At 72.3% G+C, this 16,341-nt stretch carries 17 protein-coding genes and 1 pseudogene; 13 read left to right on the forward strand and 5 right to left on the reverse strand.

Annotation, left to right across the window (positions count from 1 at the left end):
• Positions 1-14 precede the first annotated feature (14 nt).
• Both VIB11_RS14865 and VIB11_RS14870 read left to right on the forward strand, forming a co-directional pair.
• Positions 15-581, forward strand: a complete 567-nt coding sequence (locus VIB11_RS14865; protein ID WP_332032115.1) for a DUF6529 family protein — start codon at positions 15-17, stop codon at positions 579-581.
• A 21-nt stretch (positions 582-602) separates the two neighbouring features.
• Positions 603-1,046, forward strand: coding sequence for a Rieske (2Fe-2S) protein (locus tag VIB11_RS14870; protein WP_332032117.1), 444 nt, complete (start codon positions 603-605; stop codon positions 1,044-1,046).
• A 121-nt stretch (positions 1,047-1,167) separates the two neighbouring features.
• Here the strand turns inward: VIB11_RS14870 and VIB11_RS14875 are convergent, their stop codons facing one another.
• Positions 1,168-3,213: a hypothetical protein gene (locus VIB11_RS14875; protein WP_332032119.1), complete on the reverse strand. Its 2,046-nt coding sequence runs from the start codon at positions 3,211-3,213 to the stop codon at positions 1,168-1,170.
• A gap of 173 nt (positions 3,214-3,386) precedes the next feature.
• Between VIB11_RS14875 and VIB11_RS14880 the strand changes: the two genes are divergently transcribed.
• The 8 genes from VIB11_RS14880 to VIB11_RS14915 are packed head-to-tail and all read left to right on the forward strand — an operon-like array spanning position 3,387 to position 9,376.
• A complete protein-coding gene (locus VIB11_RS14880; RefSeq protein ID WP_332032120.1) occupies positions 3,387-4,637 on the forward strand; it encodes a 4Fe-4S dicluster domain-containing protein in 1,251 nt (416 codons plus the stop codon).
• Between the two features lie 14 nt (positions 4,638-4,651).
• Entirely contained in the window at positions 4,652-5,113 is a 462-nt protein-coding gene (locus tag VIB11_RS14885; protein ID WP_332032122.1) for a cyclic nucleotide-binding domain-containing protein, read from the forward strand.
• Positions 5,110-5,973 carry an FAD/NAD(P)-binding protein gene (locus VIB11_RS14890; RefSeq protein ID WP_332032124.1) on the forward strand — a complete coding sequence of 288 codons (864 nt, stop codon included), beginning with the start codon at positions 5,110-5,112 and terminating at the stop codon, positions 5,971-5,973. Before VIB11_RS14885 ends, VIB11_RS14890 begins: the two co-directional genes overlap by 4 nt.
• Before the next feature lie 2 nt (positions 5,974-5,975).
• Positions 5,976-6,872 (forward strand): hypothetical protein, encoded by an 897-nt coding sequence (locus tag VIB11_RS14895; protein WP_332032126.1) that lies wholly within the window; start codon positions 5,976-5,978, stop codon positions 6,870-6,872.
• A complete protein-coding gene (locus VIB11_RS14900; protein ID WP_332032128.1) occupies positions 6,869-8,179 on the forward strand; it encodes a Ni/Fe hydrogenase subunit alpha in 1,311 nt (436 codons plus the stop codon). The genes VIB11_RS14895 and VIB11_RS14900 overlap by 4 nt, the downstream gene beginning before the upstream one ends.
• The gene (locus VIB11_RS14905; protein ID WP_332032130.1) at positions 8,176-8,709 is read left to right on the forward strand and encodes a hydrogenase maturation protease; all 534 of its coding nucleotides are present in this window, start codon (positions 8,176-8,178) and stop codon (positions 8,707-8,709) included. The genes VIB11_RS14900 and VIB11_RS14905 overlap by 4 nt, the downstream gene beginning before the upstream one ends.
• On the forward strand, positions 8,696-8,917 hold the full coding sequence (locus VIB11_RS14910; protein ID WP_332032132.1) for a HypC/HybG/HupF family hydrogenase formation chaperone: 222 nt from the start codon (positions 8,696-8,698) through the stop codon (positions 8,915-8,917). The genes VIB11_RS14905 and VIB11_RS14910 overlap by 14 nt, the downstream gene beginning before the upstream one ends.
• Positions 8,918-8,926: 9 nt before the next feature.
• Entirely contained in the window at positions 8,927-9,376 is a 450-nt protein-coding gene (locus VIB11_RS14915) for an SRPBCC family protein (protein WP_332032134.1), read from the forward strand.
• Positions 9,377-9,403: 27 nt separating this feature from the next.
• On the opposite strand, the gene VIB11_RS14920 is transcribed toward VIB11_RS14915, so the two are convergent.
• Both VIB11_RS14920 and VIB11_RS14925 read right to left on the reverse strand, forming a co-directional pair.
• On the reverse strand, positions 9,404-9,832 hold the full coding sequence (locus VIB11_RS14920; RefSeq protein WP_332032136.1) for a DUF7144 family membrane protein: 429 nt from the start codon (positions 9,830-9,832) through the stop codon (positions 9,404-9,406).
• Between the two features lie 79 nt (positions 9,833-9,911).
• Entirely contained in the window at positions 9,912-11,321 is a 1,410-nt protein-coding gene (locus tag VIB11_RS14925; RefSeq protein ID WP_332032138.1) for a hypothetical protein, read from the reverse strand.
• Between the two features lie 146 nt (positions 11,322-11,467).
• On the opposite strand from VIB11_RS14925, the gene VIB11_RS14930 reads away from it, so the two are divergent.
• From VIB11_RS14930 to VIB11_RS14940, 3 genes are all read left to right on the forward strand, one after another.
• Entirely contained in the window at positions 11,468-11,884 is a 417-nt protein-coding gene (locus tag VIB11_RS14930; RefSeq protein WP_332032140.1) for a hypothetical protein, read from the forward strand.
• A gap of 61 nt (positions 11,885-11,945) precedes the next feature.
• The gene (locus VIB11_RS14935) at positions 11,946-13,277 is read left to right on the forward strand and encodes an APC family permease (RefSeq protein ID WP_332032142.1); all 1,332 of its coding nucleotides are present in this window, start codon (positions 11,946-11,948) and stop codon (positions 13,275-13,277) included.
• A gap of 60 nt (positions 13,278-13,337) precedes the next feature.
• Positions 13,338-14,222 (forward strand): YhjD/YihY/BrkB family envelope integrity protein, encoded by an 885-nt coding sequence (locus VIB11_RS14940; protein ID WP_332032144.1) that lies wholly within the window; start codon positions 13,338-13,340, stop codon positions 14,220-14,222.
• Here the strand turns inward: VIB11_RS14940 and VIB11_RS14945 are convergent.
• Complete coding sequence (locus VIB11_RS14945; RefSeq protein ID WP_332032146.1) at positions 14,165-15,730, reverse strand: ATP-binding protein; 1,566 nt, start codon at positions 15,728-15,730, stop codon at positions 14,165-14,167. The two genes, VIB11_RS14940 and VIB11_RS14945, sit on opposite strands and share 58 nt — an antisense overlap.
• A gap of 39 nt (positions 15,731-15,769) precedes the next feature.
• Positions 15,770-16,341 (reverse strand): annotated as a pseudogene (locus VIB11_RS14950) (hypothetical protein); the annotation flags it as partial.

Here is a 16,341-nt window from a genome sequence, read left to right on the forward strand (position 1 = left end):
GGCATCGTGGTGCCATGGCGTCCGCGGCGGGCCCGTCCGCGCAGACGGCCCGCGCTGCGCTGGCCGCCGCGCTGCTCACCGGTGCCGCGACGGCGGTCGTCCTCGGGGTGTACGCCGGCGTGCACGCGCCTGCCGGGCGGCCGCTGTTCACCCTGGGCTTCTCGGGGATGCTCCAGATGAAGACCTGGCTGGCGACCGGCGCCGTCGTGCTGGTGGTCGTGCAGCTCGCCACGGCCCTGTGGATGTGGGGCCGGCTTCCGGGCGCGGGTGCGCCGCCGGGCTGGGTGGGGCCGGTGCACCGCTACAGCGGTGCGGTCGCCTTCGTCCTGACCGTGCCTGCCGGACTGCACTGCCTGTGGGCGCTCGGGCTCGGGGCAGGCAGCCCCCGGGTGCTGACGCACAGCGCCGTCGGCTGCGTGTTCTACGGCGCGTATGCCGCGAAGATGCTGGGCCTGCGCCTGCCCGGCCTGCCCGGGTGGGGCCTGCCGGTTCTCGGCGGGACCGTCCTCGCCTCCCTGGCGCTGGTCTGGGCCACCTCGGCCCTGTGGTTCTTCACCCGCTCCGGTCTCCCGCTCCTCTGAGCCCGTTCGTAGGAGGCGCCCGTGTCACCCGAGCCCCTGTCCCGGCGCTCCGCCCTGTGGGGCGCTGCCGTCGCCGGCGGAGCGGGCGTCGCCGGGTTCGTCGTCGCTCGTGGCAGCCACGCCGCGGACGCCAGCACGACGGCTGCCGCGAACGACTACGGCGCCGACGCCGCGCCGGGCCGCCTGCTCACGCAGCTGGACGAGCTGCCGGCCGGCGGTGGCGTGGTCCTCACCGACGAGAAGGTCGTGCTGGTGCGTGCCCAGGACGGCACGGTCCGGGCCTTCTCCGCCGTGTGCACGCACCAGGGCTGTCCCGTCACCGATGTCGTGGACGGGGTCATCGTCTGCCCTTGTCACGCAAGCCAGTTCGACGCCGCGACGGGGGAGGTGGTGTCCGGGCCGGCGAGGAGGCCGCTCCCGCCGGTCGACGTGGAGGTGCGCGACGACGGAGTGTTCACGACCTGAGGAGGGTGCTGTGCGGTTCTGGTCTGTGCTGCCCACCGTGCTGTGGCTGGTGACAGCCGGCTTCGCGGTCGGTGCGCTCGTCGCCCTGTCGTGACGCCGGGGCACCGCGCCCACCCGCGGGTCACGCCGTGGCCGCGAGGTGCCTCCTGCCGGTGAGCAGCGCCAGACCGTAGAGCACGGCCACGACCAGCAGCAGGGTGTTGAACCCCAGCACGAGGGCGAGGTACTCCAACGCGCCCCCGACCATGGCGCCCAGAAGGTTCGCCCCGAACGCCACGGTCGACGAACCGACGCCCTTGAACCTCACGGCGAAGAGCAGGTTGGCCAGGAAGATGGGCAGGAACGCCACCGTCACACCGGCCGCGAACCGCGGCCCCGGTGGGAGGTCCAGGAGGGCGTCCTGTGGGATGACCCAGGCAGCCGCAAGGGCGGCGAGCAGCGCGGCATACAGCAGCAGGGGGCGCCGGATCGTCACCCGGCGGGCGGCCTCGATCGCCGCGAGGACGCTGAGGAGCACCCCCGCGAAGACTGCGGCGTTCACGGCCCAGGTCGTCCCGAAGAGCAGCGCGAACTGCACGACGTTCTTGGTCTCGAGCAGCAGGAAGGCCGCGCCCATGAAGAACAGGTCGGCGTAGGGCCGCATCCCACGCAGCGGCCCGGCCACCGTGCGCACCAGGACGACCGAGACCAGCAGCACCAGCGCCAGCATCCAGAGGTAGAAGGACGGGATGGTGCGGGTGCCGAGGTAGGGGAACGGCCGGTCGTCCACGGAGGGCTCCAGCGCGGTGCCCTCCGCCGCCCACCGGGTGGTGCAGCCACCGGCGCTGCCGTCCTCCCGCAGCGTCAGCACCGCCTGCCGGCGCTGGCCATGGGTTGGCCCGAGCTGGACGCACGGTGCGGTGTCGTAGACCGTCTGCACGGTGTTCGCGTAGCGGTCGAGCAGCCACGGCTCGTAGTAGTTGTACATCGCGAACGTCCCCTCCGGCTTGAGGAGGGAGCGGGCCCGCTCGAGTGCCTGGGTGGTGAACAGGTAGTTCTCCAGCCGCAGGGCCGACTGGCCGGTGACGATGGTCGCCGAGTCCGGCAGCGCCAGCAGGATGAGGTCGTAGCGGCGGGAGGTGCGCTCCATGAAGGCCCGCCCGTCGTCGACGTGGACCGTGACGCGGGGGTCGGAGTAAGGCCGCTCCGGGTGGCGCTCGCGGCCGATCTGCACCAGCGCCGGGTCGATCTCGACGGCGTCGACCCGCTGGGCGCCCTGGGCGAGGGCCACGGCCACGTCGTTGCCCGTGCCGGCGCCGATGACCAGCACGTCCTCGCGCGAGCCGGCGTAGGTGTACGGGTAGAGGTAGAAGGGGGAGTCCCTGCGGATCTGGGCGACGGTCGCGCTCGTCTGCAGCGGCGTGTTGTTGACATCGATGCGCACGTTGCCGCCGGGGGCGTCCTGGGTGCGGATCTTGTAGTACGGCGACCACTGGAACGGCCCGACGACGGACTCCACGCCGAGCAGCAGGACGAACGCGGCGACTCCCACGGCCGGCCAGCCCCGGGCGCGGCGGCCGAGCAGCACCGCGAAGGCCGCGCCGGCCGCGACGGCCCAGCCGAGGGGCGGAAGTCGGAGGAAGGACAGGCCGGCGAACGCTGCGATCCCGCTCAGGCTGCCGAGCACGTCCAGCCGGTAGGCCTCCAGTGGCGCGAAGGTGGCGAAGACCCGAGCCACCTCCTGGGCGAGCGCCATCAGCACCGCAACCGTGAGCAGGAAGACGACCGCGAGGCTGACCGGTCGGGGGAGCGGGGGCATGCCGAGCAGACCCCTGAGCTCCCAGCCGCCCGCGTTCGTGGTGCCGGTGCGGACCGGGAACGCCAGCACGAAGCCGACGAGGAGGGCGAGCAGGGGAGCGGCGAGCGGGAAGAGGTCGCGGCGCGACCGGGCGCTGAGGAAGCCCAGGCCGATGCCGAGGAAGCTGGCCAGCAGCACGAAGTTCGTCAGGTGCACCAGGTAGAGGTTGTTCGACGAGGTCCACCGGATCAGGGCCAGCTCGACGAACAGCATGAGCGCACTGGCGAGCACGAGCCGCGTGCGGTTCCCGGGAGACAGCGGTGGGCGACGCCTCGTGGGGGCGGAAAGGCCGGCCTCCTCGCGCAGCCCCACCTCGTGCTCGGGCCCCATCGCGGTCACCCTCCGTCAGGTCGGTTGCGCCGGCCAGCGAACCGTAGCGCGACGGCGCGCCGCACGCAGGACCACCGAGGGGCTCGAGCCTCCCGAAAGTGGCCACACCGGCGGCACGAGGTCCCTAGATTGAGGGGGTCATCGCTGTCGGGCCGCGCACCCGGGAGGCGTCAATGCTGGACACGAGACTGATCGACCTGAGTGGACTCCAGGCGCTCATCGACGCGCTGCTCTCGCGCGGCTACACCGTGGTCGGCCCGACGGTCCGCTCGGGCGCCATCGCGAACGCCCCCATCCGCAGCGTCGACGAGCTGCCCCGGGGCTGGGGCGACGAGCAGGATGCCGCCCACTACCGGCTGCGCCGCCGCGGCGACGACCGCCTCTTCGGGTTCGCCGCCGGCGCGCAGTCGGCGAAACCCGTGTTCTTCCCCGCCGACGAGCTGTTGTGGCGCGCGCGCCGCACGGACGAGGGCGCGGGGTATGCCGTGCGGCCCGGTGACGACGACGGCCGGCCGTCGGCGGACGGCGGCTCCCTGTCGGCGGAGGGCGGCCCGCCGTACGCGCTGCTCGGCGTCCGCTCCTGCGACCTCAGCGCGGTCGGCATCCACGACACGGTGCTGGCGGGGCGTGGCTTCGTCGACACCCACTACGCGGAGCGCAGGGCGGAGGCGTTCGTCGTGGCCGTCGCCTGCTCGGACCCGAGCGGCACGTGCTTCTGCGTCTCGATGGGCACCGGCCCCAGGCCCGAGAGCGGCCGGGGCGCCCCCTTCGACCTCTCCCTGACCGAGCTCGTCGACGGCGGCGACCACCGCTTCGTCGTCGAGGTCGGCACCGAGCGCGGCGCGGAGGTGCTCGGCGAGCTCGGGGCCGTGGCGGCAGCCGCGGCAGACCTCGACGCGGCGGCCCGGGTGACCGAGGAGGCCAGCCGGCGGATGGGTCGCCGGCTCGACACCGACGGGATCAAGGAGCTCCTCTACTCCAGCGTCGACAGCCCCCAGTGGGACGACGTGGCCTCGCGCTGCCTGTCGTGCACGAACTGCACCATGGTCTGCCCCACCTGCTTCTGCACCTCCGTCGAGGACGTCACCGACCTCACCGGCAGCGCCGACGACCGCCACCGGGTCTGGGACTCCTGCTTCAACACCGACTTCTCCTACATCCACGGCGGCGTGGTCCGGGAGTCCACCCGGTCCCGTTACCGGCAGTGGATGACGCACAAGCTCGCCTCCTGGCACGACCAGTTCGGCTCGTCGGGCTGCGTGGGCTGCGGTCGCTGTGTCACGTGGTGCCCGGCGGCCATCGACATCACGGCCGAGGCCGCCGCCCTGCGCGGCGCGCCAGGCTCGCACCTGCCGGACGACGGCGGTCCCGTCACCGGAAACGCCACCCCTGGCGAGCCTGCCCCGCCACCGCCGGCCGGGTGAGAGGAGCCGTCCGCGTGCAGACCATCGAGCAGTACCTCCCGCAGCACCCGTTCTTCGCCGGGCTGGGCGAGGACGTCATCGCCCTGGTCGCCGGATGCGCGGTCAACACCCATTTCCGGGCGGGGGAGCTGCTGTTCCGCGAGGGTGAGCCAGCCGACACCTTCTACGTGCTCCGGCGGGGGAGGGTCAGCCTCGAGGTCCGCCCGCCGGCGGGTCCGCCCGTCGTGGTCGACGCCGCCCACGCCGACGACGTGGTCGGGTGGTCCTGGCTCGTGCCGCCCCACCGCTGGCTGTTCGACGCCCGGGCCACCGAGGAGACGAGTGCCATCGCCTTCGACGGCGCATGCCTGCGCGGGAGGTGCGAGACGGACCCGGCCGTCGGCTACGCCCTGCTGCAGCGGGTGGTGCGCGTCATGTCCGACCGGCTGCAGTCGGCGCGGGTCCGTCTCCTCGACCTCTACGGGGTGCGGGCATGACCGCGCTCACCGACCGGGCGCGCGGGGGTGCGCCGGTTCCCGATCCCTTCCTCCCACGCCCCTTCGTGGTGCGGACCGCGCGGCAGGACACCCGCGACACGCACACCCTCGAGCTCGAGCCGGTCGACGGTGGGCCGCTGGCCTTCGCGGCCGGCCAGTTCACGATGATGCACGCGTTCGGCGCCGGTGAGGTGCCCATCTCGATCAGCGGCGACCCGGCCCGCCCGGACCGGCTGGTCCACACCATCCGCGACGTCGGGGCCGTCACGCGCGCCCTGGTGCACGCGGTACCGGGCACCGTCGTCGGCATCCGAGGACCGTTCGGCACCGGCTGGGAGGTCTCTGCCGGCAGGGGTGGCGACGTCGTGTTCGTGGCGGGCGGGATCGGGCTCGCCCCGCTGCGGCCGGCGATCCTGGAGGTGTGCGCCGCACGCGCGGAGTTCGGGCAGGTGTCCCTCCTCTACGGCGCGCGAACGCCGGAGGACATCCTCTTCGAGGACGACCTGCTCGTCTGGTCCCGGGAGCACGGCATCGACGTCCAGGTCACCGTCGACAACGGCCAGCACGCCTGGCGTGGGCGCGTCGGGCTCGTCACGCAGCTCGTCGCGCGGGCGCGCTTCGCGCCCGAGTCCACCCTCGCCCTGGTCTGCGGTCCCGAGGTGATGATGCGGTATGCCGCGCTGGCACTGGCCGATCGCGGCATACCGAAGGACCGGCTGCGCCTGTCCATGGAACGCAACATGAAGTGCGGCGTCGGGCTCTGCGGCCACTGCCAGCTGCGCGAGTTCCTCCTGTGCGTCGACGGCCCGGTCCTCACCTACGACCGGCTCGAGCCCCTCATGTCACGAGCGGAGCTGTAGCGATGACCCTGACCCACGACCACGGCCACGAGCACCGGGCCGCCCACCGCGGGAGGCCCAAGCTGGCGGTGTGGAAGTTCGCCTCGTGCGACGGCTGCCAGCTCACGCTGCTCAACTGCGAGGACGAGCTGATCCCGCTGGCCGGGGAGGTCGAGATCGCCTACTTCCCCGAGGCCACGCGTGCCGTCGTCGAGGGGCCCTACGACGTCTCGCTGGTCGAGGGGTCGATCACGACCCCGGAGGAGCTCGAGCGGATCCAGCACGTCCGCGAGGTGTCGCGGCGCCTGGTCACGATCGGGGCCTGCGCGACCGCCGGGGGCATCCAGGCCCTGAGGAACTTCGGCGACGTCGCCGAGTTCCGCTCGATCGTCTACGCCCACCCCGAGTACCTCAAGACGCTCTCCCGCTCGACTCCCATCTCGGCGCACGTCACGGTCGACTTCGAGCTGCGAGGCTGCCCGATCAACAAGCACCAGCTGCTCGAGGTGCTCGCGGCCTCCATCCAGGGACGCCGGCCCCGCATCCCGTCGCACAGCGTCTGCGTGGAGTGCAAGCGCCGCGGCAACGTGTGCGTCATGGTGGCCGATGGCACGCCGTGCCTCGGCCCCGTCACCCAGGCCGGCTGCGGCGCCCTCTGCCCCAGCTTCAGCCGCGGGTGCTACGGCTGCTTCGGCCCGCAGGACACGCCCAACACCGCCTCGATCGCGAAGCGGCTCAGCGGGCTCGGCATGGGCGAGCCCGAGGTGGTGCGCATCTTCCGCACCTTCAACGCCGCCAGCGAGGCGTTCCGGGCGGAGAGCGAGCGGCACGAGCCCGGGCCGTACGACGGCGAGGTGGACCTCGGCGGACGACAGGGGAGCGACGAGTCGGCAGCTCAGACGGGGGAGGTGGCGCCATGAGCCACAAGCTCACCGACGGCGGCCGGGTGATGCACGTCGGCACCCTGGCCCGGGTCGAGGGCGAGGGTGCGATGCACATCGAGTACCGCGACGGCCAGGTCACGGACGTGCAGCTGCGGATCTACGAGCCGCCCCGCTTCTACGAGGCGTTCCTTCGCGGCCGGGCCCACACGGAGCCGCCGGACATCACCGCCCGGATCTGCGGCATCTGCCCGGTGGCGTACCAGATGAGCGCGTGCTGGGCGATCGAGGACGCGTGCGGGGTCGACGTGCCCGAGGAGATCCTGCTGATGCGCCGGCTGCTCTACTGCGGCGAGTGGATCGAGAGCCACGCACTGCACGTCGTCCTGCTGCACGCCCCTGACTTCCTGGGCTACGACGGCGCCGTCGAGATGGCGGCCGACCACCCCGACGTGGTCGAGCGGGGCCTGAGGATGAAGAAGGCCGGCAACGACCTGATGGATACGGTGGGCGGGCGCTCGGTGCACCCGGTCAACGTCAGGGTCGGCGGCTTCTACCGGATGCCGACCCGGCTCGAGCTGCGTGCGCTGCGCCCGCGGCTCGAGCGTGCCCGTGACGAGGCCGTGCAGACCGTCGCGCTCGTCGCCGGCTTCGACGTCCCGGACTACGAGCAGCCCTACGAGTACCTCGCGCTGCGCACCGGGACCGGCTACCCGATCGAGTCCGGCAGCGTGGTGACCTCCTCGGGCGGCGCCTTCGCGGTGCGCGACTTCCCCCGGCACATCGAGGAGCTGCACGTCGAGCACTCCAACGCGTTGCACGCCCGCCTCGACGGCTCGCCGAACCCCTACGTCGTGGGCCCGCTGGCGAGGTACTCCCTCAACTCCGACCAGCTCTCGCCCGTCGCCACCGATGCGGCGCGATCCGCGGGCCTCGGTCCCACGTGCCGCAACCCGTTCCGCTCCATCGTCGTTCGTGCCGTGGAGCTCGTGGAGGCGTACTCCGAAGCGCTGCGCATCATCGACGGCTGGACCGACGGGGCCGCGCCCAGCGTCGCCGTGCCCCCGCGCGCGGGGGAGGGCTTCGGCGCGAGTGAGGCGCCCCGAGGGGTGCTGTTCCACCGCTACGTCCTGGACGGCACAGGCCTCATCCGGGACGCGCAGATCGTGCCTCCCACCTCCCAGAACCAGCCGAGCATCGAGGCCGACCTGCGCACGATGGTGCAGTCCTGGTCCGAGCTCGACGACCATGCGCTGCAGCACCGCTGCGAGCAGGCCATCCGCAACTACGACCCCTGCATCTCGTGCGCCACGCACTTCCTGGACCTGACCGTGGACCGGGGATGAGCGACGGGACGGGGCCGGGTGGCGTCCTGGTGCTCGGTCTGGGCAGCCCCGACCGGGGCGACGACGCGGTCGGCCGCGAGGTCGCCGGAGTGGTTGCCGCGCTGGGCCTTCCCGGCGTCGCCGTCATCGAGCACGAGGACCCGACCTGTGTGATCGAGGCCTGGTCAGGCGCCTCCGCGGTGGTGGTCGTCGACGCCGTGCGCTCGGGAGCGCTGCCGGGGTCGGTCACGGTGCTGGAGGTGGGGGCCGACACCGCTGCGCTGCCGCGGTCCGCGTGGTCGCAGACCGGTCGGGGCGGGACGCACGCGTTCGGCCTGGCGTCGGCCGTGGAGCTGTCCCGCGCGCTGCGACGACTCCCCGCCCGGCTGTGGGTCGTCGGTGTCGAGGCGGCAGGCCTCGAGCACGGCGCCCCCCTGTCGGCGCCGGTCGCGGCGTCGGTGCCCGAGGCGGTGCGCAGGGTGGTGGGTCTGGTGGAGCTGGCCTCCGAGGTGTCCGCCAGCGGGGGAGGGTGTGCGGATGTGCCTCGGTGAGCTCGCGGAGGTGATCGAGCTGCGTCCCGGCGGGGCCGCGCTGGTCCGTTCGGACCAGCGCACCTCGACCGTGTCGCTGCTGGTGCTGGACGTGCCGGTGTCGGCCGGCGACTGGGTCGTCTGCCACTCGGGCTTCGCCCTCAGCCGGGTGAGCGCCGAGCAGGCGCGCGACGCCGCCGCCCTCCGCGCCACCATCACGCCGCACTAGGGTGCGGCCATGGAGTACACCCAGGAGATCGAGATCGCGCTGCCCCGTGAGGACGTCGTCCGGCTGTTCGACGACCCGGCGAACCTGGTCCGGTGGCAGCGTGGGCTGCAGTCGTTCGAGCACCTGGACGGCACGCCGGGCGAGGCGGGAGCACGCTCGAGGCTGGTGTACGTCAACGGCAGGCGCCGGATCGAGATGGTCGAGACGATCACCCGGCGCGACCTGCCGGACGCCTTCCACGGGACGTACGACGCCAAGGGCGTGCACAACGTGGTCGAGAACTACTTCACCGAGCCGGCGCCCGGCCGCACCCGGTGGGTCTCGCGCAACGTCTTCGAGTTCACCGGGTTCATGAAGGTCGTCGCAGCGCTCCTCGGCCGTTCGTTCCCCAAGCAGTCCAAGGTGTTCATGGAGGACTTCAAGGCGTTCGCCGAGAAGGGGACCGACGTTCGCGGGTGACGCGGCGACCGCCGGAGCGGCGTGTCCTCAGACCTTCACGACATCCCGTCCGTGCACGGTCACGGCCCAGATGACGAAGACGTCGAAGGCGATCACCGTGAGGCTCCAGACCGGGTAGTACGGCATCCACAGGAAGTTGGCCAGGATGCTGACGCAGGCCAGGACGACGGCGACGGTCCGCGCCCAGATCGCGCCCTGGAACAGGAAGAACCCCGCCAGGGCGACGCCGATGCCCAGGAGCAGGTGGATCCAGCCCCACGACGTGAGGTCGAACTCGAAGACGTACTCCTTGCCGACGACGAAGAACTGGTCGTTGATGAGGGCGACGAAGCCCTGGAACGCGTGGAACGCCCCGGCCATGATCATGAGGATTCCGGCAAAGACGGTGACACCGACCGCCCCCGCGCTCGCGTCTCGCGAACCGGAGCTCCGGCCGGTGGGGGTGCTGGTTGCCATGACGGCCTCCGTGTGTTGTGCGCGCAGGGCGCGGTGGGTGCTGACACGACCTTTGTAGTCCGTCCTCCGCGACGGGGGATCACCCGCCGCGGAGGATCCCTGACGGTGGCCCGGGTGCCTGTCCGGTGGAGGTGTGGTCCTCGACGTCGGCAGCGGCCCCCTCGGGCGACGTTCCGGGTGCCCCGGGGACGGGAGGACGGCCGAGGAACTCGATGAGGCCCAGCGCCAGCAGGCAGAGCAGGGCGACCACCAGCACCACGACCGCCGTGGGCCGTGTCCAGAAGACCAGCACGACGCCCGCGGCGATCAGGACCGCGATGCGCAGGGCCCGCTTGCGCGCGTAGACCCACGACCCCACGGGTCCGGTGTTCAGCCCGGCAGCCTCGGCGCCGCCACGCATGGACCCGATGCCGTGCTCGAGGAACTCGCGGGTGCGCACGGCCGTCGAGGAGGGGCCCGTGACGAACGCGGCCAGGGCGAGCACGAGGCCGAGCACAGCGACCGCGCGCAGCCCGGTCCGCAGGAAGCGCACGAGCGTGTCGAAGATCGTCCCGGCGGCCTCGCGCGAGAGCAGGTCGGGGGGAACCGCCGCGAGGTAGAACGTGCGCCCGATGGCCAGGCCCAGGCCGAGGACGATCATGCCGGCGACGAAGCCCAGGGAACCGCGCAGCAGGGCGCGTCGGCGGTCGCGTGCGAGGAAGACGCCCCCCACCAAGAGGGCGACGGCCACGACGGGAAGCCAGGTGCCGAGGGTGTTCAGCAGCCGGTAGTAGGCCTGGGCGTCGGAGATCGAGCCGGACTGCACCAGGACGAAGGATCGCTCGATGGCGGGGATCCGGGAGGCCACGGAGAACCCGCGGGCGACCAGACGCTCCTTCACTGCCGTGATGACCGGGCCGAGGTTCAGGGTGATCTGGTCACCCTGCGCGCTGACCGCGCCGGCCCCGGTGCCCTCGAGGAGCCTGACGATCTGCTCGTGGGCCACCCGGTTCACCTGCTCCCACAGCGCGGCGAACTGGGGGCTGGCCACGAACCGGCCGACCTGGTCGCGGGTGAAGCTCTCGACGCCGTTGCTGATCGGCGCCGCCAGGCCGGGCAGGAGCGTGCCCAGCCGTGGAGGCATGTTCTCCTGCTGCGCGAGCGCCGTGAGCAGCTCGGTGCTCAGCGTCTCGACGTCGATGGCCTCGAGGACGGCCTGGGTCACCTCGTCGGCGATCGCCTGCTGCACGGCCGGGTCCTGGGCCAGCGGCGCCACCGTCTGGACGTAGCGGTCGGTGTCGGAGATCTGGGTGCTCGCCCAGACCGCCGCCACCGAGAGCGGGGCGAGCAGGCAGGCCAGCGTGAGGAGGATGGCGGAGGCCACCGCCCACCACGGGGAACGACGGGCGGTCTCGCCGCCCGGTGGTCGCGGGTCCTGGGTCTCCTCCAACTCGGCCTCCAGCTCAGCCACTCGGGCTCGCAGGCGTTCAACCTCGTTCGCGTCGGTCATGGCAGGCGCTCCTCATGGACGGTCCCCGGGCCACGACCCGCGGTTGGCCCATCGGCCGGACATCTCACCGTCCCCCCGTGGCCCCGGACGGGCATCACCCCGCGGGGATGATGCTCACGGTCGCGCTCGAGCCGAGCCTGAGGGGTATGAACCACAGGACTGCACCGAGAAGGCAGCGAGCGGCGGCGTTGGTGGTGTCCTTCATCCTCGTCACGACGGGTCTCCTCGCCTGTGGTGGCGAGCCCCCTGCCCTGTGCCAGAGCCTGGACACCCTGGCGGCGTCGGTGGAGAAGCTGCGGGCCGCGGACGTCAAGGACCCCACGGCGTTCCAGAGCGAGCTGACGACCGTCCAGGACAACCTCCAGAAGGTGCGCGAGGACGCGGGGGAGCAGTGGGCGACGGAGATCGCCGCCGTGGAGTCGAGCGCGGCGACGGTGAAGGCGAGCCTTCAGGCGGCCGCGGCCAGCCCGTCGGCGGCAAGCCTCTCGGCGGTGGTGGACGCCGCGAGGGCCCTGCAGGTGTCCTTCGCCGACCTCAAGGCCGTCGCCTCGGCCAGCTGCTGAGACCGGGACCAGTGCCGAGGCGCTGAGCTGCGCGGGAGACAGGACCTACCGGAGGAGAGCCGTGACAGACCCATCGCAGGGCGCGGAGCAGGCCGGGACCCGCGCCATGACCGTGCGCGGTGCGGCGTTCCTGGGCGTGGGCTCGATGGTGGGCGCAGGCATCTTCGCGCTGCTCGGCGAGGCAGGAGCCGTGGCCGGCTCGGCCGTGTGGGTCTCCTTCCTCGTCGCCGGCATCGTCGCGCTCCTGCAGGGGTATGCCGTGGCCAAGCTCGGTGCGACGTACCCCTCCTCGGGCGGCCTGATCACCTTCCTGATCCAGGGTTACGGCCGCGGCCACACCACGTCGATCACGTCGTGGCTGCTGTACTTCGCCTCGCTCATCGTCACGGCCATGGTCTCGGTGTCCTTCGGCAGCTACGCCACGGCCCTGCTCATCAAGGACGCCGACCCGGGTGCGTGGGACAACATCCTGACGACCGCGCTGGTCGTGGCCGTGGCGGCCGTGAACATCGCGGGCGCGAAGTTCATCGACCGCGTGCAGAGCGTCATCGTGGTCGTGCTCCTGGCCGTCTTCGCGGTCTTCATCGTCGTCACGCTGTCCCAGATCGACCCGGAGCTGCTCGCGCCGTCGACCTACCCGGAGCGGAGCGCGATCGTCTCCAGCGTGGCGCTGACGTTCTTCGCGTACCTGGGCTTCGCCGTCATCACGTTCACCGGTGGCGACCTGCCCGACGCCGACAAGAACCTGCCGCGGGCCATGTACCTGGCCCTGGGCATCACGACCACCCTCTACATCCTGATCGCGGTCGGCGTCTTCGGGACCCTCACGGTGGAGGAGGTCATCGAGAACGGCGACACCGCGCTGGCGGTCGCGGCACAGCCGGCCCTGGGCGACGCCGGCTTCGCCATGATGGCCGTCGCCGCGCTGCTGGCGACGTCGTCCTCGGTGAACGCGAACATCTACGCGGCCACCGGATCCACCGCGAAGCTCGCCGAGTCCGGGCTCTTCCCACCCGTCTTCGGCCAGCTTGCGAGGGTCGGGGGTACCCGCGGCCTGGTGATCTCGGTGCTGCTGGTGCTGCTGCTGGCCAACCTCGTCGACCTCACGGCGATCGCCTCCCTCGGCAGTGTCGTCGCCCTGGTGATCTTCCTGGTGACCTCCCTCGGCGCCTACCGCCTGCGGCGGGAGATCGGGGCCAGTGCCTGGGTGCTGGTGGCCGCCATCGCCCTCACTGCGGGTGTGCTCGTGGTGTTCGCCGCGGAGACGTTGCGCACCGCACCAGAGACGTTCACGGCGATGATCGGAGTATTGGTGCTGGCGACGGCGCTCGACCTCCTCTGGAGCCGTGTCCGCCAGCACCGCCAGACCTCCCAGCAGTCGCCGCGCACGTAGGCGCGCGGATCATCCGACAGGGATGACGCCGGCGTCGCCAACCGCCCGTGGACTGGGGGGATGAGAGGCCCACGGTGGCTCGCCCCCGTCCGTGGCCTGGGGCGGAAGGGCGGCGATGCGGCGCACCGGCTGCTCTCGGACCTCGCGAGGGTGGAGCTGATCGACCGCTCGCTCGCCCTCGGCGCGCAGGCCCTGCTGGCCCTCATCCCCATGCTCATGGCCCTGGGGACCTTCGCCCCCGCGAGCTGGGGCACCGGACTGCTCGCCCAGCTCCGGGACGTCCTCGGCGTGCAGGACGACGTCTTCGAGCCGCTCCGCGAGGCTGCCGTGCGGGAAGGGGTGACCCGGACCGAGACAGGCCTTGCCGGCGTCCTGGTCGCGCTCGTCTCGGCGTCGAGCTTCTCGCGTGCCCTGCAGCGCATGTACACCCGAGCCTGGGACCTGCCGGGTGACAAGGGGGTGCGGGCCCTGCGCAGCGGCTTGCTCTGGCTCGTTGGTTGGGTTGCCGTGCTCCAGGCCACCGCCATGCTGGTGCGCTCCCTGACCGGCAGCCCGGTGACAGGGGCGCTCCGGCTGGCGTTCCAGCTGGTGGTCTACACCCTGTTGTGGTGGTGGACCGCCCGGCTCCTGCTCGGCGGCCGCGTGTCGTGGCGGCGGCTGCTTCCCGGCGCCATGGTGACCAGTGCGCTGGTCGTCCTGCTCAGCCGTCTCTCCGGCGTGTTCATGCCGGCGTTCACCCGCGCGAACCTCGAGCAGTACGGGCCCATCGGTGTCGTGTTCTCCATCGGCTCCTGGCTCGTGATGCTCGGTGGCGTGCTGGTCGTCGCGACCGTCGTGGGGCGCCTGGTCAGCGAGTGGATCTGGGGAGGCGTCGACGGAGCGCGGGCTCAGGAGGAGGTGCGCGGAACCGCCCAGGTGGCAGGGACGTCGGCACCGCCCTCCTGAGAGACACGCTCGCCCATCTGCACATAGGCCGGGTGCGGCAGGATCTTCCCCGCCACCAGGGCCTCGCCCATGCGGAAGGAGGTCGCGCCGGCCATGAGCCCCGACGGCACGAAGGAGAACAGCCTGCCCAGGTCGGCGAGGTCGGCCTGCGAGTTCATGCGCATCAGCAGGAGGTTGTCGCACTGGGACACCACGTTCTCGTGGACCTTGTGCGGGCGCTGCGTCGAGGTCAGCAGGTACAGCCCGTACTTGCGTCCCTCGGCCGCGATCTGGACGGCCCTCTCCGAGGACAGGCGGCTCAGCTCGTCCAGGGGCTCTCCCGGGCAGATGTTGTGTGCCTCGTCGATGACGACGAGGCAGGGCTGGCGGGACAGGCGTGACTCCCAGAGCGTCGACAGCACGGCTGTGGCGACCAGGTGCTGCTCCTGCACCGTGTCCAGCGAGCCGAGGTCCACCACCGTGCAGCGCGCCGTCGGGCGCTGCAGCTCCCGCACCAGGGACGGCAGTGTGGGGCTCCACAGCCGCCATCCGAGCACCCCGAGGTTCGTGGCCCGCATGCCCAGCTGGCGCGCCCCGGGCGCATCCGCCTCCAACAGCTGGTGCGGCCCGGCGACGAGGGGCTGCCCGTCCTCCTGGGCGCGGAGCAGGTCGGTCAGCACGGCATACTCGTCGCGGTCACGGATCGGGTCCAGGCCCAGGGAGGCCGCCTGCGCGGCAGGGTCGAGGTCGGCGAACCGCATCCTGAGCGGGTGCTCCGCCCCCGGGTCGTTCCGCCAGACGGCGACCTCGGCGGGAACGTGGGAGTAGCGAGCGGCCAGCTCCGGATCGGCGCCGTCGCGCAGGCGGGGGAGCCCGACGTAGTCCGAGTTCGGGTCGAGGATCACCACGCGCAACCCGGTCTCGGCAAGGACCCGTTCGAGCAGCAGGCCGAGCGAGTACGTCTTCCCGGACCCCGACTGGCCGCACATGAACGTGTGCCGGGCGAGGCCGCCACTGTCGAGCGTTGCGGGGATCCCGGCTGCGAGCAGCATCTCGCCGATGGTCAGGCCGGCCCGGTCCGGCCGGGTCCGGGCGAGCCAGGCCCCGACCTCCTCCGGATCCGCAGGTCGCACGGCGGCGTCGTGGAACGGGTTGCCGTCGGTGTCGAGGACGATGCCACCACCTCGGGCCAGCCGGATCCTGACCGAGCCCTCGCCCCCGGTCCCGTCCCGGCCCTCGCCGTTCGACGTCGCTGACGCGGCCTCGACATCCGTGACCTGCCCCAGCCGTCGCTGGTCTCCGGCCTCGAGCGCGACGTACCCGCCGCGCCTCAGCTTCAGGTCGTGCAACGAGGCCTGGAAGTCGAAGGCGTAGCCGTCCACGGACGTGGCCAGCGGCAGGATGCTGCGCTCGACCTGCTCCCGCGCCCGGCGGTAGGCCGCCATCCGCTGGTCGACCCCCGTGTCGGTCGGGTTCCCGGGCGCGGGTTGGCTCACGGGGACGGACGCAGGCAGAACCTCATCAGACATGTGGGGCCTCCCCGGCTCGACGACGCTTGACGGAGGTGGTCACGGTGGGTCAGCGCCCTTCACGGGTTCGGCCTCGGGAGCGGGCTCGGACGCGGGTCCGGACGCGGGCTCGGGCGCGGGTCCGGGCGCGGGTCCGGTGCCGGGCGTGGGTGCTGCGTTGACGGCGGCGGCGCTCTCGGCACCCGGCTGCCGCGTGGGTATGCCGCCGGAGAAGAACAGCGCGACCACGGCGAGCACTGACAGGACCGCCAGGGAGGCCCGCAGGCCGTCGAGGCGGGCCTCGCTGTTCTCCTCGACGACCGCCGTCGCCGTGTCGCCCGTGACGCCGACCTCCGCGAGAGCCGCCTCGAGCTGGTCGTCGGGGATGAACGGCACGCCGCCGGCCAGGTTCACCTCCGCCTTCGCCGAGAGCTCGTCGGGAATCGCGGGGTTGCCCTGGATTCCCGCGAAGAAGGAGGTCGTGAGCGCGGAGATCAGCACGGCGCCGGCCACTGCCGTTCCGATGGAGGCGCCCAGGTTGGTCACGGTGTTCTGCAGACCGCCCACCTCGGCGCTCTGTTCGTCGGGAACTGACGACACCGTGACCGCGCCCAGCTGTGACGCCAGGGCGC

It is taken from the genome of Pedococcus sp. (assembly GCF_036554925.1).
GTDB lineage: Bacteria > Actinomycetota > Actinomycetes > Actinomycetales > Dermatophilaceae > Pedococcus_A.